The sequence below is a fragment of the Acetobacter malorum genome, from assembly GCF_002153605.1.
Classification (GTDB): Bacteria; Pseudomonadota; Alphaproteobacteria; order Acetobacterales; family Acetobacteraceae; genus Acetobacter; species Acetobacter malorum_A.
The window spans coordinates 93431-115211 of sequence record NZ_JOPG01000010.1 but is presented as its reverse complement, the minus strand read 5'-3'; the positions used below and the strand labels follow the sequence as shown (position 1 = coordinate 115211).

Here is a 21781-nt window from a genome sequence, read left to right as displayed (position 1 = left end):
GGTCTTTCGGGCCTGACGAACAATGAGTGGTGATTTGCCCGAAGCGTATGATGATGAGAAAGGTCCCCTGCGGCGTTGCGCAGTAACGCGGGAGCAGGGGCAGCCCGCCCTGATGATACGGTTTGTGGTGTCACCCTCTGGTGTTGTGGTGCCGGATCTGGACGCGCGCCTTCCCGGTCGGGGAATATGGTTGAGCGCCCGGCGGGATGTGATAGAACAGGCCCGCAAACGCGGCGTGTTCCCACGGGCCGCGCGGTGTCAGGTTACGGTGCCGGATGATCTGTCTGCTCAGGTAGAGGCAGGTCTGCACCGGCGAATGGTGGAACTTCTTGGGCTGGCACGGCGTGCCGGGCAGTCCATAAGCGGTTTTATGAAGGTGCGGGAATGGGTCACACAGCGTCGTGCTGCCGTGATTGTTCACGCATCGGATGGAAGCGGAGATGAACTTGGTCGGCTCGTGTCGGGCGCCAGGAACCTCCCCGTGGTTGAGGCGCTTTCGACGGAAGACCTTGCAAAGGTTTTTGGGCGGGAGCGAGTTGTGAATGCGGCGCTGGCGGCCGGGGTTCTGGCCTCGCGTCTGTGTTGTGAGAATAAGCGTTTTTCGGGGGTTGCCGATGGTGGCTCCCGGGTTCGTCGGACCTTTCCGGCGGATGGGTGTGAACAGGCGGGTCAATGAGCGAAGGCAAGGATCAGGATCAGGGTAAGGGGCGTCTGTCCCTTCGACCGGCAGGGCGTTCGGAAGTCGGACGGACGGTTGATGCCGGGTCCGTGCGGCAGAGTTTCAGCCATGGGCGCTCGAAGGTTGTACAGGTTGAGGTGCGCAAAAAGCGTGGCCCCGGTACTCCTGGTAGCGCTGGTGGACGAGGTGCCGGTGGACGGGCCGGGGGTGGTCGTACCCTGACGGCTGCTGAACTGGCCATGCGCCAGCGTGTGCTGGCGGAACAGACAAAAGCAGCCGCTGAGGCTGAACGGCGGGAAGCCGAACGGCGCGAGCAGGAAAAGATTCAGATCCTGTCCGCTGCTGAAGAAGCGCGTCGTCGGGAAGAAGACGAAAAGCGCGCTGCAGAAGAGCAGGCCGCAGCTCAGGCTGAGGCTGAAGACGCCGAGCGCAAGGCGCGTATCGACTCCATCAAGCAGATTGAGCCGAAAGGCCCCGTTGTGTCGGCTGTGCCGATCCCGGGTGAAGTCACACTGGCTCCGCCGGTAAGCCGCCTCAAGCCTCTGGCTGAACGCGCTATTATGCCGGCTCGTCCGCTCAAACCGGCAACGCCGCGTCCGCAGCCTGCTGCTGGCGCTGGTGCGGAAGCCCCTGCTGCTCAGACCCTGCGTCTGCGTGGTCGTGGTGCAGAGGGTGAGGACGAACCACGTCGTGCTCCCTCCCGTCGTCCGGGTGGTGGGGCTCCGCCAAACCGCAAGAGCGCTGGTCCTCGTAAGGGGGATTCCGGGCGTCGTGCAGGCCGTATTGACGTGCAGGCCGCGATCGAAGGGGATGATGACAAGACGCGTTCACTCGCCTCTGTCCGTCGCCAGCGTGAGCGTGAACGCCGTCAGGCTGAACTCGAACGCCTGCGTGCCGATCAGGTCCGCGTGGTGCGTGACGTCATTCTGCCGGAAACCATTACCGTGCAGGAACTCGCCAACCGTATGGCTGCCCGTCAGGGTGAAGTCATCAAGGCGCTGATGAAAAACGGCGTTATGGCGACTGTCACGCAGAGCATTGATGCCGATACGGCTGAACTGATTGTTGAAGAATTCGGCCACCGCGTGCGCCGTGTTTCTGAAAGCGACGTTGAGCTGGGCATTGAAGGTGTTGAGGATCAGCCCGAAGAGCTGAAGTCTCGTCCGCCTGTTGTGACCGTGATGGGCCATGTTGACCATGGTAAGACCTCCCTGCTTGATGCTCTGCGCACCACGGACGTGGCCGCAGGGGAAGCCGGTGGTATTACCCAGCATATCGGCGCCTATCAGGTTACGCTGAAGTCCGGTGCGAAAATCACTTTCCTGGATACACCTGGTCATGAGGCGTTTACCGCCATGCGTGCCCGCGGTGCCTCCATTACGGACGTGGTGGTGCTGGTGGTTGCAGCGGATGACGGCGTGATGCCGCAGACGATTGAAGCCATCAAACACGCCAAGGCTGCGAATGCGCCGATTATTGTGGCCATCAACAAGATCGACAAGCCAGGTGCCAATCCGGACCGGGTGCGGCAGGAACTGCTGAACCACGAGATTGTTGTGGAATCCATGAGCGGTGACGTTCAGGACGTTGAAGTGTCTGCCACCAAGCGTCAGGGTCTGGACCAGCTGGAAGAAGCCATTCTTCTGCAGGCCGAGATTCTGGACCTGAAGGCAAACCCGGATCGCTCTGCTGAAGGTGCGGTGATTGAAAGCCGTCTGGACCGTGGCCGTGGCTCTGTGGCCTCTGTGCTGGTGCAAAAAGGCACCCTGCATAAGGGCGACATTGTTGTGGCGGGTTCCGAATGGGGCCGTGTGCGTGCGCTGATTGATGACCGTGGTCGTCAGGTAGCGGATGCAACGCCGTCCATGCCGGTGGAAATTCTGGGCCTGACTGGCGTGCCGTCTGCCGGTGCACCGTTTGTGGTCGTGGAAAATGAAAACCGCGCTCGTGAGATCTGTGAATTCCGTCAGCGTAAGCTGAAGGAGCATCAGGTTGCTGGTCAGGTTGCTGCTCGCGGCACGCTGGATCAGATGCTGGCCCGTATTCAGGCTGGTGAGCAGAAAGAAGTTGCGGTTCTTATCAAGGCCGACGTGCAGGGCTCTGCTGAAGCAATTCAGACAACAGTCCTCAAGCTGGCGCATGAAGAAGTTGCTGTGCGGGTGCTCAACGCAACGGTGGGGCAGATCACGGAAAGTGATGTGCAGTTCGCCAAGGCGTCTGATGCCATCATCATTGCCTTCAACGTGCGTGCCACGGCGCAGGCCCGCACACTCGCCCAGCGCGAGGGTGTGGAAATTCGCTACTACTCCATCATCTATCAGGTGGCGGATGACGTGGAACAGCTGGTGCGCGGCAAGATTGCGCCCAAGCATCGCGAGAAGTTCCTGGGTTATGCCGAAATCCGCAAGGTTTTCGAAATTACCAAGGTCGGCAAAGTGGCCGGTTGCTACATTACAGAAGGCGTGGTCAAGCGCGGCTGTGGTGTGCGTCTGCTGCGTGATGGCGTGGTGATCCATGAAGGTGATCTGAGCCAGCTGAAGCGCTTCAAGGACGATGTGAAGGAAGTGGCCAAAGGCTACGAGTGCGGTCTGTCTTTCGCGGGTTACAATGACCTGCGCGAAGGTGACGTGGTCGAGTGCTTTGAAAGCGAACTGGTGCCTGCATGAGCCGTCGGAACGGATCAGGCAAGGCAGGGATTGGAGGGCCGGCGGGGTATCTCGCCGGTCTTTCTCCTTTAGGGCCGTCTCAGCGCCAGTTGCGCGTGGGCGAAGAAGTGCGGCGTGTGCTGGCGGAACTGTTCGCCCGCACCACCTTCCGCGACCCGGATCTGGCAGATGCCACGGTGACGGTTACGGAAGTCCGGCTTTCTCCAGACTTTAAACACGCCACTGTCTTTGTGGCCCGTCTGGGCCGCAGCGATATTGATGCGTTGCTGCCTGCGCTCAAGCGGGTGGCTCCCTGGCTGCGCACACAGATGTCGCACAAGCTGCGTCTGCGTGCGGCTCCGGAACTGCATTTCCAGCCGGATACCACGCTGGATGTGGCCATGCATATGGATTCGCTGCTGAAATCTCCTGATGTGCAGCGGGATCTGACAGCTAAAGATCAGGATGACGAAGAGCCGGAAGCCTAAATCTTCTGGCTGTTCAGCTTTTCCAGGGCTGAACCACGGGGCGGATTGCAAAGTTGCTTTGAATCCGCACCACTCCCGGCATTCGGGACAATTCTTCCTTATGAATCCGCTCATAGTCTGACATATCGCGTGCTTCTACGCGGAGCAGATAGTCAGCATCCCCTGTCATCAGGTAGCATTCCTTCACGTCTGGGCATTCCCGCGCGCGGCTTTCAAAGCGGCGCAGGCAGTCGTCTGTCTGGCGTTCCAGTGTGATCTGCACAATGACAGTGGACATGCTGTGGACCGCGTTTTTATCAATGATGGCGCGGTAGCCCTGAATAACCCCTTCCTGTTCCAGAATTTTAACCCGGCGCAAACAGGCGGATGGTGAGAGGCCAACCTTCTGGGCCAGCTCGGCGTTACTCATGCGTCCGTCATGCTGAAGGTGGCGCAAAATCGAGTCTGTCAGGCGGTCGAAGATCATAAGGCGATATCCTGCTTTTTTGCGCATTTTATAGAGGATTATGGGGGATATGTCGCATTTTATGCGACTGATCGACAGGATATTCCATCGGCTTTTTGTTAAGGTTTTGGAATCGAAATGTCCTGGGTGGTTGCTGTGGCGTCTTCCTGTGTTTCTGTTTCTCCCAGCTGGCCAGCGCATCGGGCCGGCGCTGTCCTGACGATTGATCTTGCTGCTATTGCTGCGAATTACCGCCTGCTGGATGCCAGAACGCCCAGCGCACTCTGTGCCGCCGTGGTGAAGTCTGATGCCTATGGGCTGGGAGCCGAGCAGGTTGCCCCTGTGCTGGAGCAGGCCGGGGCGCGGCATTTCTTTGTAGCGCATGTGGATGAAGGGCTTGCTCTGCGGCAATGGGTCTCACCCAAGGCGCACATTACGGTTCTGCATGGGGCGCGTCCTGAGGCTGCGGAGGACTGTGTGCGTTCTGGTTTGCGCCCGGTTCTGAATTCTCTGGAACAGGTCAGCCAGTTGCAGGCGTTGGCAGACCGGCTTGGCCGACCGCTGGATGCGGCTTTGCAGCTGGATACCGGCATGTCCCGCTTTGGGCTTTCCGAGGCGGATGTCCGCACGCTGGCGCAGGAGCCGGAGCGGTTGCGGGGCATTTCGCTCAGTCTGATTATGAGCCATCTGGCCTGCGCGGATACGCCAGAGAACCCGGCCAACGCGGAACAGCTCCAGACCCTGCAGGCTTATGCTGCTTTGTTGCCAAAAGCACCGCTCAGTCTTGCGGCTTCATCCGGTATTTTTCTCGGGGAAGCGTTTCACCGGAGCCTCGTCCGTCCCGGTGCGGCGTTGTATGGCATTGCGCCCAATACATCTGGCCCCAACCCGCTTGCACCCGTTGTGAAACTGCAAGCGCATATCCTGCAAATTCGCCAGCTCTCCAAAGGCGACCGGGTGGGGTACGGGCTGACATGGCAGGCGGATGGTCCTTGCCGGGTGGCGACCATTGCCACGGGTTATGCGGATGGCTTTGCGCGGCAGGGTGCTGGCAAGGGCTGCGCATGGTTTGGCGGGCAGCGTTTGCCTATTCTTGGCCGTATTTCAATGGATTCCATGACCGTGGATATCTCTCACATCCCGGAAGGGCAGATTGCCGCGGATGATACGGTGGATCTTCTGAATGCGTCTTACGGCGTGGATGCCGTGGCGGAGGCAGAAGGCACCATCGGGTATGAAGTGCTGACCTCGCTCGGGCGACGCTATCATCGTGTTTACAAAAATACTGAACAGAACATCTGAATTTCTTAAAAATTAAGAAGGTGCGTACCATGAAGGTTATTGTTCTTGGTGGTGGTGTTGTCGGTGTGACATCTGCCTGGTATCTCGCACAGGCCGGGCATGAGGTCACGGTGGTGGAGCGCCAGCCGGAAGCCGGTATGGAAACCAGCTTTGCCAATGCCGGACAGGTTTCTCCGGGCTATTCCGCACCGTGGGCCGGACCGGGCGTGCCGTTGAAATCCATCAAATGGCTGATGATGGCCTATCCCCCGTTTGTATTCTGGCCCATGCCAGACCCGCATTTGTGGGCATGGCTCATGCAGATGTTGGAAAACTGCACGTCTGCTGCTTACGACCGGAACAAGGGCCGCATGGTGCGTCTGGCGGAATATAGCCGCGACGTGATGATGGACCTGCGCGCAAAAACGGGTATCGCGTATGATGACCGCCAGCAGGGCACCTTGCAGGTGTTTCGCACTCAGAAGCAGCTTGATGGTGCTGCACAGGATATTGCTGTTCTCAAACAGTATCAGGTGCCCTACGAAGTTCTGGATCGGGCAGCCTGTGTGCAGGCGGAGCCGGGTCTGGCTGATGCCGCTAATAAGATTGTGGGTGGCTTGCGTCTGCCGGGTGATGAGACAGGGGATGCGTTCAAATTCACGCAGCGTCTGGCTAAAATGGCAGAAGAAGCGGGTGTAAAATTTTTGTATAATACCCGTATCAAGCAGCTTTTATCCGAAGGTGGCCGTATTACCGGTGTGGACACCAGCAACGGTGTGCTGACGGCAGACTCCTATGTTCTGTCTCTGGGGAGTTTTTCCCCCGCTCTGGTGCGCTCTCTGGGGATGAAGCTGCCGATCTATCCGGTAAAAGGCTACTCTCTGACAGCAAATATCACACAGGCCGACCGTGCGCCGGTTTCCACCATCATGGATGAGACCTTCAAGATCGGCATTACCCGTCTGGGTGACCGCGTGCGTGTGGGCGGCACGGCAGAGCTGGCCGGGTTCAGCCGCCGCCTGCGCGCCCCGCGTCGGGCCACGCTGGAACATTCCGTGACGGATCTGTTCCCCGATTGCTGTGATGTGCCGGGAGCATCCTTCTGGACTGGCCTGCGCCCCATGACGCCGGATGGCACGCCTATTATCGGTCGCACCGGGCTGGAAAATCTGTTCCTTAACACCGGCCACGGCACGCTGGGCTGGACCATGGCCTGTGGTTCGGGCCGGGTGCTGGCGGATGTCATGTCTGGCAAGAAACCTGATATTGCCTACGAAGACCTGAATATTTTCCGTTACGGTCTCTCATAAAAATCTTTTCATGATTTGCTTATTTTTCCGGAATAAGCGCTCATCATGTCGCTGAGTATGCCGCCTGCCGGAAAAAGCAGGCGGCTTTTTTGTGTCTGCAAGCCGGACATGCAGGCCATGCAGAAGCGTGTGGTCTGCGTTTTTTCAAAAAATTGTAAAACCAATCAGGCAGAAAAAATGTTCTTCTGAAAAAACATATTTTCCGCTGGCGTATGACATGGATATGCCCCTTTTGGTTGCTGAGATGCCCGCCGAACAGGGATGTTCATGTTGCTCCTGATGCTTTCATAGGGTGGGCCTTGGTCGTTATGCTGCCAGACTGGTTTTTCTTGCCTTCGCGCTTTGTCTCGTCTTTCCGCCGTGCCTGCCAACCGGTTCCTCTCTCTGCCCGGGGGCTGACACTCGGGGTTAGCCTGCTCGCTGTGGCCGGGAGCCTGACCGCCTATCCTGCCCTTGCACAGGCGGCAGAGGCCGAGCAGGCCGCGCCGCAGAGTAATGCGGCCATGCCGGCCCCACCGTCCGCCAGCCAGCAGCGGCAGGCCGCTCGTCTTTCCACAAGCGTGGTCTTCAAACCCACCCGCACCGATATGGCGCTGATTGAAGATCTGGAACACCGCACGTTCCTCTGGTTCTGGGAGGCTGGAGATGCCCAGACCGGGCTGGTGCCGGACCGTTATCCGTCAGATCAGACACAGGCCAGTGTGGCCTCCATCGGGTTTGGCCTGACAGCCTATGGCATTGGTGTGGAGCGTGGCTATATTACGCGGCAGCAGGCCATAGAGCGCACACTGACGACCCTGCGTTATCTTTCTAAACTCCCGCAGAATGACAGTGCAGAAAATTCTTCCGGGTTTCACGGGTTTTTCTATCACTTCCTGAATAATAAAACCGGTCTGCGCTTTAACAAAGATATTGAACTCTCCAGCATTGATACGGCTTTGCTGATGCAGGGTATCTTGTTTGCGGAAAGCTATTATACGCAAGACACGCCGCAGGAAGCAGAAATTCGCAGTCTGGCCAATGCGCTTTACCAGAATGTGGATTGGGCCTGGATGCGTCGGCCTGATTTGCGGCTGAGCATGGGGTGGTCACCCGAGCATCAGTTCCTGCCCAATTACTGGGAAGGTTATAGCGAAGGCATGATGGCCTATATTCTGGCCCTTGGCTCGCAGAAGCATCCGCTGGAACCGGCCTCCTGGCAGGCTTGGCTGACGACGAATGATCGGCGCTGGGGCGAGTATTACGGCCAGACGATGCTGAATTTTGCACCCCTTTTCGGGCATCAGTACACCCATTCCTGGATTGATTTCCGGGGCATTCAGGATGACTGGAACCGGGAAAAAGGCATCGACTATTTTGAAAATAGTCGCCGCGCCACCTATGCCCAGCGCACCTACGCCATGACCAATCCCGGCAAATGGCAGGATTACGGGAAAGACGTGTGGGGGCTGACGGCCAGTGACGGGCCGGGTGAACTGACGCAGACAGTGGGTGGCACGCCGCGCCACTTCATGTCCTATTCCGCCCGAGGCACCGGGCGTGACTATACGCAGGATGATGGCACCATTGCCCCGACGGCAGCCGGGGGGTCCGTAGCCTTTGCGCCGGAAATTGCTATTCCTGCTCTGCGGGAAATGAAACATCGCTACGGCAATCATATTTATAGCCGCTACGGGTTTGTGGATGCGTTCAATCCCAGCTTCCATACAGCAGACAAATCGTTCTGGTCTGACACCGCCTATCTTGGCATTGATCAGGGGCCGATTCTGCTGATGATCGAAAACTGGCGCAGTGGGCTGGTGTGGAACACCATGAAGCATAATCCCGCTATCCGGCAGGGTTTGTTGAAAGCCGGGTTCCGGGGCGGATGGCTCGGGAACGAGGCAGAGGTTTCTGCTCCCGCAAGCCAGCACGCCACTGTGCAGCCTCCGGTTCAGAATGGACAGCAGCAGTCGGGCTGACGTTCGTTTAAAATCAGAACAATCTGTTATTGGACCTGATATCTAAAAAAGGCCTCCCGAAAGACGATGCTCTCGGGAGGCCTTTTTTGAAAACTGTTACAATTTGTTTAGAACGTCCGTCAGGTGAATCTGGCTCATGCTCACAGCAGGTCCCGGACTTTGATGGGAGCGGCGTTTATCCCTGATAAGACGCGATCTCGATCAGATTTTGGTCCGGGTCATGGCAATAGACCGATGTGATTGGCCCGAGTGCGCCCAGACGGGCCACGGGGCCCTGCACAACGCTCACGCCACATTTCTCCAGATGTTCAACCACGTCGTCACTGGTTACGGCGGTGACAAAACATAAATCGTTCCCACCGGGCAGGGCGTGCACGGCGGTTTCCCAGCCGGTGGCGTCCTGCGGGCGAAGGTTGAGCTTCTGCCCGCCAAAACGCAGAGCTGTGCGGTTGTTGCGCCCATATTCCTCGCGCTCCATGCCCAGCACACGCTGGTACCAGGAGGCGGAAATTTCGAGGTCTCGTACGGTCAGGACAGCGTGGTCCATCCGGTCAACAGTAAAGCGCATGAGGTCAACACAGCTCCTTTAGTGTTCAGCTGAGCTCAGCGTAGAAGTCATTCCCCTTGTCGTCGATAACAATAAAAGCGGGAAAGTCTTCGACCTCAATTTTCCACACGGCTTCCATGCCCAGTTCGGGATACTCAAGCACCTCAACCTTGCGGATGCAGTCCTGCGCCAGCCGTGCTGCCGGGCCGCCGACGGAGCCGAGATAGAAGCCGCCATAGGTCTGGCAGGCATCCTTTACAGCCTTGGAGCGGTTGCCTTTAGCCAGCATGATGTAAGAGCCGCCAGCCGCCTGAAGCTCGGCCACGTAGGAGTCCATGCGTCCCGCCGTGGTGGGGCCGAAGGAGCCGGTTGCCATGCCTTCCGGCGTTTTGGCGGGGCCTGCGTAATAGACCGGATGGTCTTTCAGATACTGCGGCAGGCCTTCACCGCGTTCCAGCCGTTCCCGGAATTTGGCGTGGGCAATGTCACGCGCAACAACCACGGTGCCCGTCAGGGCAAGGCGGGTTTTGACAGGATAGCGGGAGAGTTCCTTGCGGATTTCATCCATCGGGCGGTTAAGGTCGATTTTTACGGCCTCGCCTTCCAGATGCTCATCTGTTGTTTCCGGCAGGAAGCGGGCCGGGTCATGCTCCAGCTCTTCCAGAAAGAAGCCATCTGCCGTGATACGGGCCTTAATCTGCCGGTCTGCCGAGCAGGACACGCCCATGCCCACCGGCAAGGACGCACCGTGGCGCGGCAGGCGGATTACGCGGACATCGTGGCAGAAATATTTGCCGCCAAACTGTGCGCCAATGCCCAGCTTGCGGGTGAGTTCCAGAACCTTCTGCTCCATCTCCACATCCCGGAAGGCATGGCCGGTCATGCTGCCGCTGGTGGGCAGGGTGTCATACCAGTGGGTGGAGGCCAGCTTGACGGTCTTGAGCGTCTGCTCGGCCGACATACCGCCAATTACAATGGCCAGATGGTAGGGCGGGCAGGCGGACGTGCCGAGGGTTTTGATCTTCACATCCAGCCAGTCCAGCAACTTCTGCTCGGAGCCGAGCAGGGCGCGGGTTTCCTGAAACAGGAAGGTCTTGTTGGCTGAGCCGCCGCCCTTGGCCACAAACATCAGGTCAAACTGTTCATCATGATGCGTGGCGGGGCTTGCGAAAATATCGCACTGCACAGGCAGGTTGGTGCCGGTGTTCTTTTCTTCAAACATGCTGAGGGGCGCCATTTGTGAGTAGCGCAGGCTGGTGCGGGTGTAGGTTTCATACACGCCTTTGGAGAACGCGACTTCTTCATCGCCTTCCACCCACACGCGCTGGCCTTTTTTGCCAAAGACAATGGCGGTGCCGGTATCCTGACACATGGGCAGCACGCCGCCTGCGGCAATACAGGCGTTTTTCAGCAGGTCCAGGGCTACGAAGCGGTCATTGTCCGAGGCTTCGGGGTCCTTGAGGATGCTGGCGAGCTGTTTGAGATGGGCAGGGCGCAGATAATGCGCGACTTCATGAAAGGCCTGCGCCGTAAACTCCGTCAGAGCTTCTGGCGTGATGTGCAGGATGGTTTTGCCGCCGCATTCCGATGTGCTGACACCGGCGATATCCACCTTCCGATAGGACGTGGTGTCCTCCCCCAGCGGAAAAATGGGGGAATAGGTGAAGGCGGGTACCGGGGGGCGAGGGGGCTGGCTGGTCATGATGTGCTGAACTCTCCGTCGGCCTGCCCCGAAAAGTGGGGCTTAACCGGGTGATGGCCCCTTCTTGCGAAAGGCGTCAAGACTGACAACCTGTGATGAGGTGTCACTTTCCGCTGAGCCTTCAGCCTCTTTTTCGGCCGATGGGGCCGGGCTGGCATCCGTTTCGGGCGCGGTTTCTTCTTCCGGTTCCGCCGGCATGAAGTGCAGGCTGAGATGGATGGAGGGGTCCGCAAACCCGGTAAAGGCGCGCACAGGAATTTCCAGAATGGAACCCACACCGCCAAAGGACAGGCCAACGGAGACCTTGCCCGCAGCACGGTCCACGTTCAGGTCCCAGAACTGGTGCTGCAGCACGATGGTCATCTCATGCGGATACTGCGCGCGGAGGCGATCGGGGATCACCACTCCCGGGACGTCCGTGCGGAATGTCAGGTAAAAGTGATGTTCGCCCGCAAGGCCTTCACGGCTCACATACTCAAGCGCGCTGAGCATCACGCCGCGATAGGCGTCTTCCAGCCATGTTTCGTAAGGCAGCAGGCTTTCGGGCGGAAAAGCGCCATTTTCCGGGGTGTTATCGTGGTCATCCGCCATGAAAGCTCTCCTCGCTCGCGCCGGTTGGACATGTCGGCGTCTTGAATATCACTCTGCCGTCAGCCATGCGTGAAAGAGGGGGCAAGTGCAAGTCGACAAGTTATGATTCTGCAACACGGCAGGAGGCTGAATGGTCTGCCGGGTAAGGATCAAATGTGCTTGAACTGTGCCTGACCGGGCTTTTTGCGGTTTTGCAGGGTGCAGGACGGTAAGGGCTGCGTCCGGCTGATCTCATGGCTGCAAAGTGGGAGGGCTTCTGTTGCCCGGTGCCCTCCCGAACCGCGCTTATCGCTTATGCAGCGACAGCGAGCACCTCAGTGTTATCATTGGCACTTGTAAGTTTAGCCCGATAACGGCGGTACAATGCCGGGCAAAAGGAAGGTCTTTACCACGCGTGTCGAGCCTGTTTCGTCCCCATCCGTCCGAGCCGTGAGGCCGGATTGTATTGGTGGAGACGCCGGGTACTGCCCCCGGGTCCACAACGATTATTCCACGTTCCGTTTATCACCATAGCCAAGGGGCAAGCCCCTCCGGCACTGATGAACATAAGGAGCACGGGGGCGGATTGCAAGAGCAGAGAAAGGGGCCTCTGCCCGCAGCACGACGCGTTCAGTTTGGCGCAATACGGACGGTGCCCCGCCTGTCCCTGTGTTGCTCAGCCAGCGTGAGCAGGCGCTCCAGATCTTCGAGCTCAATGTCAAAGGCTTCCCCGGTTTTATGAAGGGCGGCGAGGATATCCTCCCGGCGCAGTTCGGTTGCGGTTTCTGCCGCAGGTGAAGCAGGTAGGGGGTGATGAGGGTAACTACGGCCAGAAAGCCGGTGAAACGCTATGCCGACACAGACCAGAATGAGCGAATTAAGCCCAACCGGAACCAGCGGAAACAGGAGGGCTGCGGTCGGTCCGGCCGAGGAAGGGTGGAGCAGAACGGCTGTTAAGGCTGCGGCCCCGCCGGGAGGGTGAAGAGAGCGAGTCGCCGTCATGGCCATGATGGCCAGCCCGACAGCCAGCCCCGCAGCAAGCATCTGATGCGGGATGGCGATACTGACCAGCACCCCGAGTGCGGCGGACAAAACATTTCCCATGATAACGGCATACGGCTTTGCCAGCGGACTTGCCGGAATAGCAAAAACCAGAACGGAAGAGGCGCCGATGGGGGCAACAATGGCGGGGAGAGCCGCGGGCGCTATCAGGCCCGTTAGCACCAGACTGGCAAGGATGCCACACACGGCCCCCAGGCCAACAGCCAGAGACAAGAAAGACGTGTAGCTGCCCCGTGCCGTAAACGGCGGCACGGAGGAGAAGAATTGACCCATACCTGAAGTATCCGTTCGAATTCGTTATAATTAATTTTGTATTTTTATTGAAAGGAAAGAGGTCAGTGCTTTCTCTTTCTGCGTGTCATACTCTGGCTGATGCCGTCTAATTGAATAACATTATTAATTTATAAATTTCTCTTATGATAACGCAGCAGAGCGCTGTTGCGTGAGATCAGGCATTTTCGCCTCGTGTATTTTGCGCTAGGGAGAAGGCATGTCACTGACCGATGCCCAGCGCGCCGAAATTGCGGCGCACGCCCAAGAAACCAGCTCCACTCGCCGCCCCACGGTGCCGGCATTGGAGGCCATGCTGTATGAACCGCAGGAAGTGCTCGACCACGGGTTCCTGCGGGTTATTGACTATATGGGGGATGATTCCGCCATTGTGCAGGCAGCGCGTGTGTCCTACGGGCGCGGCACCCGCAAGGTGTCTGAAGATGCCGGGCTGATCCGCTATCTGATGCGGCATCGCCATTCCTCGCCGTTTGAGATGTGCGAGATGAAATTTCACGTCAAACTGCCTATTTTTGTGGCCCGGCAGTGGATCCGTCACCGTATGGCGAGCGTGAATGAATATTCTGCCCGCTATTCGATTCTCGACAGTGAATTCTACATCCCCGCCCCGGAACACATGGCGTCCCAGAGTGCCGTGAATCGTCAGGGTCGTGGCGATGTGCTGGCCCCGGATGATGCGGCGGCGGTTATGGACATCCTGCGGGATGACGCCATCCGCACCTACCGCAATTATGAGACGATGCTGAGCACGGAAGAAGACGGCTATGGTCTGGCCCGTGAGCTGGCGCGTATCAATCTAACGGTCAACACCTATACCCAGTGGTACTGGAAGATTGACCTGCACAACCTGATGCACTTTCTGGCCCTGCGGCTGGACCCGCACGCGCAGTATGAAATCCGGGTCTATGCAGAAGCCATGCTGAAGATCCTGCACGCGTGGGTGCCGCAGACGGCGGCGGCGTTTGAGGATTATCGCCGCGGTGCGGTGACGTTCTCTGCCGGGATGCTGAAAATTGTACGCCGCATGCTGGCGGGTGAGCAGGTGGAACAGGCTGGTTCTGGCCTGAGCAAGCGTGAGTGGGACGAAATGATGGCCGTCCTGAAAGGCTGATTTCCAGCCGATGAAGGACTCTCCATTCCACGACGAACCTTTTGTGGAGGGCGAGGATGCAAAGCCTGCGTCCTCGCCCTTTCTTGCGCCAGCGGATGACCTGAAAGGGCTCCGTCCGCCCTCTGACCGCCTGCCAAATTTCACGCCTTTTATTGTGGTGGCGGCTCTTTTGGTTGGCGTGTGGGCCTATCTGTTTTTTACGGCCCCGAAGGATATGAAGCCCCAGCATCTGCATGTGTGTGAAACACAGGGGCCGGATAGCCATAAGACACTCTGCCTTCACTAAAATTTGACAGAATCGTCAAGTTCCTTGTTTTCTGCGCAGGTCAGCCTCTCAGCATGAGGTGTGGTGGCGCGGCAGGACTCTTCTGTATCGTTCCATGAGTCATCCTTTTTCGCGGCTGACGGGCTTTTTTGTACAGAAGATGGATTGCAGTGAGATGTCTATTTTATCACCAAAATTTTTACGCACGCTCTGTCTGGCAGCAGGTGGCGCGGCGCTGCTAGGCACGCTGACCCCGGCACAGGCGGCAGATACTCTGCGTCAGCAACAGACAGAAGCCTGCAAGGGCGATGCCCTCAAGCTTTGCGCGCTGGCGATTCCCAATGAAAAGAAGATTACTGCCTGCATGGAGCGCAAGAAGGACAAGCTGAGCCCGAAGTGCCGCGCGTTCTTCGATAATAAACCGGCCAGCGGTCAGAAAGCGTCTGCTAAAAAACACTGAGCCTGAGCGGGGTGAGGCGGGCGCACCCGCCTCGTATAGTCAGCTCGCCGCGCTGAGTTTGTCTTTGAGGGCGGCGGCTGTGGCCTGAGCAATGCGGCGGAAGGCTTGGGCGCCTTCACTATCCGGGGCGCTGGCCACAATCGGGGTTCCTTCATCCGCTGTAGAGCGGATATCTGCCAGCAGCGGCACTTCCCCAAGGAAGGGCACGCCCATGGTTTCAGCTTCCTTCTTCGCGCCGCCGTGGCCAAAGAGTTCCGTGTTATGGCCGCAGTTCGGGCAGCAGAAATAGGACATGTTCTCAATCAGGCCGAGAACAGGCACATTCATTTTCTCAAACATGCTCACACCGCGCCGGGCGTCAATCAGGGCAATATCCTGCGGGGTGGAGACAATCACGGCCCCGGCCAGCGGCACTTTCTGCATCAGGGAGAGCTGGGCGTCCCCTGTGCCCGGCGGCATATCCACCACCAGAACATCCAGCGCGCCCCAGTCCACGTCGGTCAGAAACTGATTGATAGCGCCCATCACCATCGGGCCACGCCAGATCATGGCCTGTTTTTCATCCACCAGCATGCCGATGGATACGGCGCTGAGACCCCAGACCTGCATGGGTTGCAGGCGGCCTTCACGCACTTCCGGCTTGGCGTCTGTACCCAGCATGCGGTGCAGGGAGGGGCCGTGAATGTCGGCGTCCATCAGGCCCACGCGCAGTCCTTCCTGCGCCAGACCAATGGCCAGATTGGTGGCTGTGGTGGATTTGCCCACGCCACCCTTGCCGGAGGCGACCGCAATAATGGCTTTCACGTTGGGCAGCACCGGTGCGTCCGGGGCGGGAGCGGGGCCACCAAACGGACGGTGGCCGCCGCCTCCGGCCTTGGGGCGTGCCGGGGCGGAGGGGGCAGCACCGGGAGCCGAAGGGGCGCGATGGGCGGTGAGAATGACGGTGGCCGTCTGCACGCCCGGCAGTTTTTCCAGTGCAGGTTTGGCCTCGTTACATAGCGGGGCGAGGGTAGCAGCCTGCTCTTTGCTGACAGCTAGCGCCACACTCAACCGCCCCTCTTCCAGCCGGAAGCCGTCGAGCTTGCTCAGGGCCAGCAGGGAGTGGCCCGTTTGCGCATCCCGCACGGAATCCAGCACACGGGCAACGTCATCATGATGGAGGGGAGAAGAGTGTACCACTGTTTTTCGTCCTGACTCTGGCTGTCTCTGCGGCACATGAGGCCTGTTGCCCTGTTGGCAACAGCATGAGGCTGCTGCCGTCAAGGGGGGAGAGCGGGTGCGCTGTTTTGCAGCCCCCATCGTTTTGACGCTTTTTTCGGTCATTCGGGGCGCGTAAAGAAGGAAGTGGTCGCCCAATATCTGGTGTGCGCCTGTGTCTGATGGAAAAAGGGACCGATCCGTTATCATGAGCGCCATGCCGAACGATCCGTCCACCATGGGACAACAGGTTCCCTCTCCAGCCGTTCCCCCATCCTCTCAGTCCGTGCCACCCGTAGCCCGCTCCGTGCGGGACCATCGAATTGACGCCATGCGGGGTGTGGCGCTGCTGATGATGTTTGTGGACCACATCCCGCAAAACCTGCTCAACCGTTTTACCATGCGGAATATCGGGTTTGCCGATGCGGCGGAAATCTTTGTTCTGCTGGCAGGCTATGCCTCCTGGCTTGCCTACGGGCGGGGCTTTCGGAAATACGGGGTTGCCGTCTGTCTGGGGCGCATTTTCCGCCGTTGCGTGCAGCTTTATATCGGGCAGACCATTATGGTGGTGGTCTATGTCATCACGGTGCGGGTCTGGCGGCATTATACGCTGGTGCCGGTGGATTTTCTGGAGCCGGAACTGGCGCATGGTCTGAGCTGGGTCTGGCGCGTCATGATGTTTGACGCGCTGCCCAGTAACCTGAACATCCTGCCTCTTTATATCATCCTTCTGGGCGGGTTTCCGCTGTTTTATGTGCTGATGCGCATCCATCGTTCTCTGGCGCTGCTGCTGTCCGGTGCATTGTGGATGCTGGTCAATCTGGACCCCGGCCTGAACCTGCCAAACTGGCTGGACCCGGATGGCTGGTATTTCAACCCGTTTGCCTGGCAGTTCCTGTTCGCGCTTGGGGCCTCTGCGTCTGCCGAGACAGAGCGGCGCGGGGCGGACTTCCCGCGTCTGGACATTCTGGCCGGGTGCTGTGTGCTGTATCTGGTGTTTTCCGCCCTGCAGGCCTTCCCCTGGGCGCAGTGGGGGCTGCCGGACCTGCGGCCGTTTGGCAGTATGATCATGCCGGAAAAAAGCTGGCTCTCGCCTCTGCGGCTTCTGGATGTGATGGCCATTTTCTATCTGGTGCAGTCCTCCGCTGCGGCGCGTAAGTGGGCGGCGGACACCAGCACCGGCCAGCTTCTGGCCCGGGTGGGGCGTCATTCTCTGGAAATTTTTGTGGTGGGCACGGTGCTGGATCTGTATGCGCGCCTGCTCTTCAGCACCTTTGGGGATGGCTGGCTGTTGCAGATTGTCGTGAATGTGGCCGGGCTGAGCATTCTGTTTGCTCTGGCCGCCTGGCTGGATGGGTACCGCAAACGTCAGCGGGCTGCGCGGGTGGCCTGATGTTCGAAACAGGCTGACGGTGGAACAGGATCGTGCGATAGACTAAGGTCCGATGTGATTTCTGTCGTTTGAGAGTAAATTCGCCCATGCGCCTGTCCAGTCATCTTCTTCGTGCCGGTTCTCTGTCCTGCCTGCTGCTGGCGGGGGTCTCCGGCCCGGTTGCTGCATGGGCTGCGGAGGGGGCTGCTCTGCCGGCAGCGCCTCAGGCAGCGCCGCCGGTCGCTGGCCGGTTGAATGGCGCGCCGGACAGTTTTGCCGATCTGGCAGCGCGGTTGCTGCCTGCCGTGGTGAATGTCTCCACGACGCAGACCGTCAAAAGTGGCTCTGATGAGGATGATGAGGACGGGGATGGTGGGGATGACCAGCTCCCCCAGATGCCCAATTTCCCGCAGGGCTCACCGTTTGAGAAATTCTTTCATGACTTCATGAACCGGCAGAGCAGCCCGGACGCACCGCCGCGCCGCATGCAGGCGCTGGGCTCCGGCTTTATTATCGACCCCGCCGGCTACATCGTGACGAACAATCACGTTATCCGCCATGCCGACAAGATTACGGTCACGCTACAGGACAATACTGTGCTGACGGCCCGTGCCGTGGGGCATGATGACCGGACCGATCTGGCTCTGCTGAAAGTGGAAAGCAAGAAGCCGCTGCCTGCTGTCCATTTTGGGGATAGCGACAAGCGCCGGGTAGGGGACTGGGTTCTGGCTATTGGCAACCCGTTTGGCTTGTCCGGCACGGTCACGGCCGGGATTATTTCTTCACGCGGGCGCAATATTGATCAGGGCCCGTATGATGACTTCATCCAGACGGATGCGCCCATCAACAAAGGCAACTCCGGTGGCCCGCTGTTTGACATGGACGGCAATGTTATTGGCGTGAACACCGCTATTTATTCGCCGTCTGGCGGGTCTGTCGGGATTGGCTTTTCCATTCCGGCCAATGAGGCGCGCGGGATTGTGGATCAGCTCCGCAAAACCGGGAAAGTTTCTCGTGGCTGGCTGGGTGTGCGTATCCAGAACGTGACGCAGGATATTGCGGATGGTCTAGGCCTGAGTCCCGCCCGCGGCGCACTGGTGGCAGGTGTGGAAAAAGACGGCCCCGCCGCTAAAGCCAAACTCCAGACAGGTGACGTGATCCAGACGTTGGATGGCCAGCCGATTGAAGGCAAGGCTCTGCCGCGTCTGTCTGCTCAGTTGCCGGTGGGCACGGTGGCGCATCTGGGTGTGTGGCGTCATGGCAAGATGGTGGATGTGCCGGTGACCATCGGCATGCTGCCGGAACCGGCTGCTGAGCCGGAAGCCAAGCCCGCAGCGACGCCCAAAGGGGCTGCTGAAGTCAGCTTCTCCAAACTCGGCTTTTCCGTCGGGCCGCTGGATGCGGCTGCTCGCCAGAAATACAGCCTGCCCTCCGGCCAGAAGGGTGTGCTGGTCACTTCCGTGAAGGACGGTGGTCTGGCGTCCGACCGTGGCCTGCGGGAAGGCGATGTGGTGACGGAAGTGCAGCAGGCGGAAGTCACCAGCCCGGCAGACCTCAAAAAACGGATTGAGGACGCCCAGAAAGCCCACAAGAAATCTGTGCTTCTGCTGGTGCATGATGCTGACGGCCTGCGCTGGGTGCCGTTCCCACTGAATGGTGAGGACACCCCCTGAGCCGGTTCTGCGTTTTCTGCCGGTCTTGTAGAAGCAGAGCGGGCTTTTGATGCATTTTAAATTTTTGTCTGCCCCTTGGCTGGGCAATCCGGTTGTCCGGCAGACCATCAGGCTTCTGGTGTCTGTCGGGCTGTGCGGATTTGTGACGTGGATCACGAATTTGCAGGAACCGGGCTGGGCGCTGATCACCTCCGTGATTGTCACCCAGAGCAGCATTACAGAAACGCTGTCCAGCGGGCGGTATCAGCTTGTGGGCACGTTGATCGGGGCGGCGGCAAGCATTCTGCCCATCACGCTCATGCTCTATCACTGGCCGCTCTGGGAGTCCTTTGCGCTGGCCTTTGTGCCGCTGGCTATTCTGGCCTCCTGGAAGCCGGGGACGCGGATGGGGGTGGTCACGCTGATGATCGCCACCCTGTTCGCCACGCCAAATGACCCTTATCTGCTGCCGGTTGAGCGCGTGCTGTCCATTCTTATGGGCGTGGGTGTTTCCATGCTGGTGACTTACGTTGTGTTGCATGAGCAGGCGCGGAGGGATGCCTTCCGAAATGCGGCCATCACTGTGCGTCAGATTGTCGAGATGCTGACGCAGGCGCACAACCATGAGATGAACTGGCCGCAAATTCAGGATCTGAACGACGCCAGCGTCGTCTCTCTGCGCAAAGTGCAGAGTGCGGTGGAGGAGGCGCGGCGCGAGCACTGGCGTCCGCTGGAAAAGCGGGACCCGATGCTGGCGGAACTGCCCAAGGCGCTGCGGCAGTTGCAGATGGATGCGCTGGTGGTCACGCGGGCGGTTTTGCTGGCGGAGGATAAGCCGGCACAGGGCAAGGACGAGGCGACAGACCCGCTCAGCCCCGGCCTGATGCGCGCTTTTGACTGGATTATTCAGCGCTGCGAGAGCGAAGTGGTGTCCCGCACCGGTGAGGAATATCGCGTGGCGGCCGGGGTGATTACGGCTCTGCCGGATGATGATGCGCAGGGTGAGGAAATTATGCGCTTTGTCATGGGCGTTCTCCGCACGGACCTGAAAACCCTGATCCAGCTTCTGGCAGAAGACGACACCAAAAAAGCCTGAGGCACGCTGGTGAGTGGGATAAATCTTTAAGAGGCTGACGAACTCAGGTCTGTTTGAAGCTTTTTCAGCACAGGGAGTGTTTTGCCATGAGTGATCAAACCAACATCGTTATCCGGGTGCATGAAGCCGGCGGTCCGGATGTGCTGAAGGTGGAAACCCTGCCCGTACCCTCACCGGGAGCAGGGGAAGTGCTGCTGCGGCAGAAGGCGATTGGGGTCAATTTCATTGATACCTATTTCCGCTCCGGCCTTTATAAATTTCCGTCTTTGCCCGCCATTCCCGGCTCAGAAGGCGCTGGTGTGATTGAGGCTGTAGGCCCGGATGTCACGGACCTCAAGCCCGGTATGAGGGTGGCCTATGCCGGGGTGCCGGGCGGATATGCACAGTATCGGACTATTGCTGCCGATCGTCTGGTGGTGCTGCCCGAAAGTGTGTCGTTCGAGACGGCGGCCGCCGTAACCCTGCGCGGGCTTTCCGCTCATATGCTGCTGCGGCAGGTTTATCCGGTGCGCAAGGGTGAGACCATTCTGGTTTATGCCGCAGCCGGAGGGGTTGGTCAGTTGCTCTGCCAGTGGGGTAAACATCTGGGCGCGCGGGTTATTGGCGTAACCTCCACGCAGGAAAAAGCTGATCTGGCCCGCGCCTGCGGGGCTGCTGAGGTGCTGGTGGGCACCGACAATCTCCCCGAGCGCGTGCGGGAGCTGACAGACGGCGCCATGCTCCCGGTGGTGTATGACAGCATCGGGCGGGATACGTTTGAGGCCAGCCTGTCCTGCCTGGCCCCGCGTGGCCTGATGGTCAGCTACGGCAACGCCTCCGGTCCGGTAACGGGTGTGAATGTGGGCACATTGGGCGCGCACGGCAGTCTGTATCTCACCCGGCCGTCCCTGATGACCTATGTCGCAGACAAATCCGAGCTTCAGGCCTCAGCCGCAGCCCTGTTCAGCGCGCTGGAGCAGGGGGTGTTGCGGCCCTCCATCGGGCAGCGTTTTGCCCTGACAGAGGCCGCTGAAGCCCATCGTGCTCTGGAGTCGCGCAAGACAACCGGTAGTACCATTCTGCTGCCGTAAAAGGTGTCTCGCAGCCTCCCGCCAGCCCGGCCCGGGAACGATGGGGTGTGCAGGACGTTTTTTAAAGAGGTGCGCGTGAAGGCGCTGGCATGCGGCTGTTAGCCCATGACGGAGCGCAGCGGATCGGTTAGATTGATACGTCTGCCCGGCACATCGGGTGGGCGAAAAAGAATGCAAGGATAGTCTGATATGCCGAAATGTCCGGTAAAGTGCCCGAAGTCCCCCTGTATGCGCGGTCTGCTGATTGCTGGCCTGGTTGCTGCAGCGGTTTATTTCTTCCGCAAGAAAAAGTGCTGCGGCTGAATCTGATTTTCTGACCAGACATGGCCAGACCCAAAGCCCGCCCGGTGCAAGCCGGACGGGCTTTTTTTATGCCGGGTTGAAAGGGGTGCGGTCGCCAACGCCCTATTGAGGTAGAGCAATGTGCTGGCGACGGGTTGTGTTATGGTGCCGGCCCTGTATCAGACTAAATTCAGTGTAACTGCTGTCTGCATCCCTGTGTTGTCAGACTGATTTAAGAAAGGATAAGGGCGTTGCATCCTATCGTCTCCCGTCTTGCTTCTCTGGCTGCAGGGTC

19 protein-coding genes and 1 other RNA gene are annotated in these 21781 nt (G+C 59.1%); 13 read left to right on the top strand and 7 right to left on the bottom strand.

Annotated features, from left to right (window positions below; translation table 11 throughout):
* Nucleotides 1-22 precede the first annotated feature (22 nt).
* From HK23_RS05580 to rbfA, 3 genes are read left to right on the top strand one after another with little or no spacing between them, the layout of a single operon-like run.
* Nucleotides 23-676 (top strand): RNA-binding protein, encoded by a 654-nt coding sequence (locus tag HK23_RS05580; protein WP_063906915.1) that lies wholly within the window; start codon nucleotides 23-25, stop codon nucleotides 674-676.
* Nucleotides 673-3345, top strand: a complete 2673-nt coding sequence (gene infB / locus HK23_RS05575; protein ID WP_086653201.1) for a translation initiation factor IF-2 — start codon at nucleotides 673-675, stop codon at nucleotides 3343-3345. The genes HK23_RS05580 and infB overlap by 4 nt, the downstream gene beginning before the upstream one ends.
* Nucleotides 3342-3812, top strand: a complete 471-nt coding sequence (gene rbfA / locus HK23_RS05570; RefSeq protein WP_063906914.1) for a 30S ribosome-binding factor RbfA — start codon at nucleotides 3342-3344, stop codon at nucleotides 3810-3812. Before infB ends, rbfA begins: the two co-directional genes overlap by 4 nt.
* Nucleotides 3813-3825: 13 nt before the next feature.
* On the opposite strand, the gene HK23_RS05565 is transcribed toward rbfA, so the two are convergent.
* Complete coding sequence (locus HK23_RS05565; RefSeq protein WP_061502361.1) at nucleotides 3826-4278, bottom strand: Lrp/AsnC family transcriptional regulator; 453 nt, start codon at nucleotides 4276-4278, stop codon at nucleotides 3826-3828.
* A 117-nt stretch (nucleotides 4279-4395) separates the two neighbouring features.
* On the opposite strand from HK23_RS05565, the gene alr reads away from it, so the two are divergent.
* The 3 genes from alr to HK23_RS05550 all read left to right on the top strand — a co-directional run bounded on the left by alr (nucleotide 4396) and on the right by HK23_RS05550 (nucleotide 8809).
* The gene (gene alr, locus HK23_RS05560; RefSeq protein ID WP_086653200.1) at nucleotides 4396-5559 is read left to right on the top strand and encodes an alanine racemase; all 1164 of its coding nucleotides are present in this window, start codon (nucleotides 4396-4398) and stop codon (nucleotides 5557-5559) included.
* 20 nt (nucleotides 5560-5579) lie between these two features.
* Nucleotides 5580-6848 carry a D-amino acid dehydrogenase gene (locus tag HK23_RS05555; RefSeq protein WP_218777693.1) on the top strand — a complete coding sequence of 423 codons (1269 nt, stop codon included), beginning with the start codon at nucleotides 5580-5582 and terminating at the stop codon, nucleotides 6846-6848.
* A gap of 503 nt (nucleotides 6849-7351) precedes the next feature.
* On the top strand, nucleotides 7352-8809 hold the full coding sequence (locus tag HK23_RS05550) for a glucoamylase family protein (RefSeq protein ID WP_256940086.1): 1458 nt from the start codon (nucleotides 7352-7354) through the stop codon (nucleotides 8807-8809).
* A 175-nt stretch (nucleotides 8810-8984) separates the two neighbouring features.
* Here the strand turns inward: HK23_RS05550 and HK23_RS05545 are convergent, their stop codons facing one another.
* The 5 genes from HK23_RS05545 to HK23_RS05525 form a co-directional block, all read right to left on the bottom strand.
* Nucleotides 8985-9377 (bottom strand): VOC family protein, encoded by a 393-nt coding sequence (locus HK23_RS05545; RefSeq protein ID WP_043549369.1) that lies wholly within the window; start codon nucleotides 9375-9377, stop codon nucleotides 8985-8987.
* 25 nt (nucleotides 9378-9402) lie between these two features.
* A complete protein-coding gene (locus HK23_RS05540) occupies nucleotides 9403-11058 on the bottom strand; it encodes a fumarate hydratase (RefSeq protein ID WP_063906912.1) in 1656 nt (551 codons plus the stop codon).
* A gap of 42 nt (nucleotides 11059-11100) precedes the next feature.
* The gene (locus tag HK23_RS05535; protein ID WP_086653197.1) at nucleotides 11101-11649 is read right to left on the bottom strand and encodes an SspB family protein; all 549 of its coding nucleotides are present in this window, start codon (nucleotides 11647-11649) and stop codon (nucleotides 11101-11103) included.
* A 243-nt stretch (nucleotides 11650-11892) separates the two neighbouring features.
* Nucleotides 11893-12224: a transfer-messenger RNA gene (ssrA, locus tag HK23_RS05530) on the bottom strand.
* 34 nt (nucleotides 12225-12258) lie between these two features.
* Complete coding sequence (locus tag HK23_RS05525; protein WP_086653196.1) at nucleotides 12259-12963, bottom strand: HPP family protein; 705 nt, start codon at nucleotides 12961-12963, stop codon at nucleotides 12259-12261.
* Between the two features lie 217 nt (nucleotides 12964-13180).
* On the opposite strand from HK23_RS05525, the gene thyX reads away from it, so the two are divergent.
* The 3 genes from thyX to HK23_RS05510 all read left to right on the top strand — a co-directional run bounded on the left by thyX (nucleotide 13181) and on the right by HK23_RS05510 (nucleotide 14817).
* A complete protein-coding gene (thyX, locus tag HK23_RS05520; RefSeq protein WP_086653195.1) occupies nucleotides 13181-14092 on the top strand; it encodes an FAD-dependent thymidylate synthase in 912 nt (303 codons plus the stop codon).
* A gap of 10 nt (nucleotides 14093-14102) precedes the next feature.
* A complete protein-coding gene (locus HK23_RS05515; protein WP_086653194.1) occupies nucleotides 14103-14378 on the top strand; it encodes a hypothetical protein in 276 nt (91 codons plus the stop codon).
* A 154-nt stretch (nucleotides 14379-14532) separates the two neighbouring features.
* Nucleotides 14533-14817 (top strand): hypothetical protein, encoded by a 285-nt coding sequence (locus tag HK23_RS05510; RefSeq protein WP_086653242.1) that lies wholly within the window; start codon nucleotides 14533-14535, stop codon nucleotides 14815-14817.
* A 39-nt stretch (nucleotides 14818-14856) separates the two neighbouring features.
* Here HK23_RS05510 and HK23_RS05505 read toward each other — a convergent pair whose 3' ends face one another.
* The gene (locus HK23_RS05505) at nucleotides 14857-15996 is read right to left on the bottom strand and encodes an Mrp/NBP35 family ATP-binding protein (protein WP_063906908.1); all 1140 of its coding nucleotides are present in this window, start codon (nucleotides 15994-15996) and stop codon (nucleotides 14857-14859) included.
* A gap of 235 nt (nucleotides 15997-16231) precedes the next feature.
* Between HK23_RS05505 and HK23_RS05500 the strand changes: the two genes are divergently transcribed.
* The 4 genes from HK23_RS05500 (at nucleotide 16232) to HK23_RS05485 (ending at nucleotide 21204) form a co-directional block, all read left to right on the top strand.
* Nucleotides 16232-17407, top strand: a complete 1176-nt coding sequence (locus tag HK23_RS05500) for an OpgC family protein (RefSeq protein WP_373270310.1) — start codon at nucleotides 16232-16234, stop codon at nucleotides 17405-17407.
* 86 nt (nucleotides 17408-17493) lie between these two features.
* Nucleotides 17494-19059 carry a DegQ family serine endoprotease gene (locus tag HK23_RS05495; protein ID WP_086653191.1) on the top strand — a complete coding sequence of 522 codons (1566 nt, stop codon included), beginning with the start codon at nucleotides 17494-17496 and terminating at the stop codon, nucleotides 19057-19059.
* Between the two features lie 49 nt (nucleotides 19060-19108).
* The gene (locus HK23_RS05490; RefSeq protein WP_231888147.1) at nucleotides 19109-20134 is read left to right on the top strand and encodes an FUSC family protein; all 1026 of its coding nucleotides are present in this window, start codon (nucleotides 19109-19111) and stop codon (nucleotides 20132-20134) included.
* An 86-nt stretch (nucleotides 20135-20220) separates the two neighbouring features.
* On the top strand, nucleotides 20221-21204 hold the full coding sequence (locus HK23_RS05485) for a quinone oxidoreductase family protein (protein WP_086653190.1): 984 nt from the start codon (nucleotides 20221-20223) through the stop codon (nucleotides 21202-21204).
* Nucleotides 21205-21781 lie beyond the last annotated feature (577 nt).

What these genes read in the sequence shown, in the direction of transcription:
- HK23_RS05580 (WP_063906915.1), top strand. Translation starts at nt 23, where the DNA reads ATGAGTGGTGATTTGCCCGAAGCGTATGATGATGAGAAAGGTCCCCTG.
- infB (WP_086653201.1), top strand. Translation starts at nt 673, where the DNA reads ATGAGCGAAGGCAAGGATCAGGATCAGGGTAAGGGGCGTCTGTCCCTT.
- rbfA (WP_063906914.1), top strand. Translation starts at nt 3,342, where the DNA reads ATGAGCCGTCGGAACGGATCAGGCAAGGCAGGGATTGGAGGGCCGGCG.
- HK23_RS05565 (WP_061502361.1), bottom strand. Translation starts at nt 4,278, where the DNA reads ATGATCTTCGACCGCCTGACAGACTCGATTTTGCGCCACCTTCAGCAT.
- alr (WP_086653200.1), top strand. Translation starts at nt 4,396, where the DNA reads ATGTCCTGGGTGGTTGCTGTGGCGTCTTCCTGTGTTTCTGTTTCTCCC.
- HK23_RS05550 (WP_256940086.1), top strand. Translation starts at nt 7,352, where the DNA reads ATGCCGGCCCCACCGTCCGCCAGCCAGCAGCGGCAGGCCGCTCGTCTT.
- HK23_RS05545 (WP_043549369.1), bottom strand. Translation starts at nt 9,377, where the DNA reads ATGCGCTTTACTGTTGACCGGATGGACCACGCTGTCCTGACCGTACGA.
- HK23_RS05540 (WP_063906912.1), bottom strand. Translation starts at nt 11,058, where the DNA reads ATGACCAGCCAGCCCCCTCGCCCCCCGGTACCCGCCTTCACCTATTCC.
- HK23_RS05535 (WP_086653197.1), bottom strand. Translation starts at nt 11,649, where the DNA reads ATGGCGGATGACCACGATAACACCCCGGAAAATGGCGCTTTTCCGCCC.
- HK23_RS05525 (WP_086653196.1), bottom strand. Translation starts at nt 12,963, where the DNA reads ATGGGTCAATTCTTCTCCTCCGTGCCGCCGTTTACGGCACGGGGCAGC.
- thyX (WP_086653195.1), top strand. Translation starts at nt 13,181, where the DNA reads ATGTCACTGACCGATGCCCAGCGCGCCGAAATTGCGGCGCACGCCCAA.
- HK23_RS05515 (WP_086653194.1), top strand. Translation starts at nt 14,103, where the DNA reads ATGAAGGACTCTCCATTCCACGACGAACCTTTTGTGGAGGGCGAGGAT.
- HK23_RS05510 (WP_086653242.1), top strand. Translation starts at nt 14,533, where the DNA reads ATGTCTATTTTATCACCAAAATTTTTACGCACGCTCTGTCTGGCAGCA.
- HK23_RS05500 (WP_373270310.1), top strand. Translation starts at nt 16,232, where the DNA reads ATGCCGAACGATCCGTCCACCATGGGACAACAGGTTCCCTCTCCAGCC.
- HK23_RS05495 (WP_086653191.1), top strand. Translation starts at nt 17,494, where the DNA reads ATGCGCCTGTCCAGTCATCTTCTTCGTGCCGGTTCTCTGTCCTGCCTG.
- HK23_RS05490 (WP_231888147.1), top strand. Translation starts at nt 19,109, where the DNA reads ATGCATTTTAAATTTTTGTCTGCCCCTTGGCTGGGCAATCCGGTTGTC.
- HK23_RS05485 (WP_086653190.1), top strand. Translation starts at nt 20,221, where the DNA reads ATGAGTGATCAAACCAACATCGTTATCCGGGTGCATGAAGCCGGCGGT.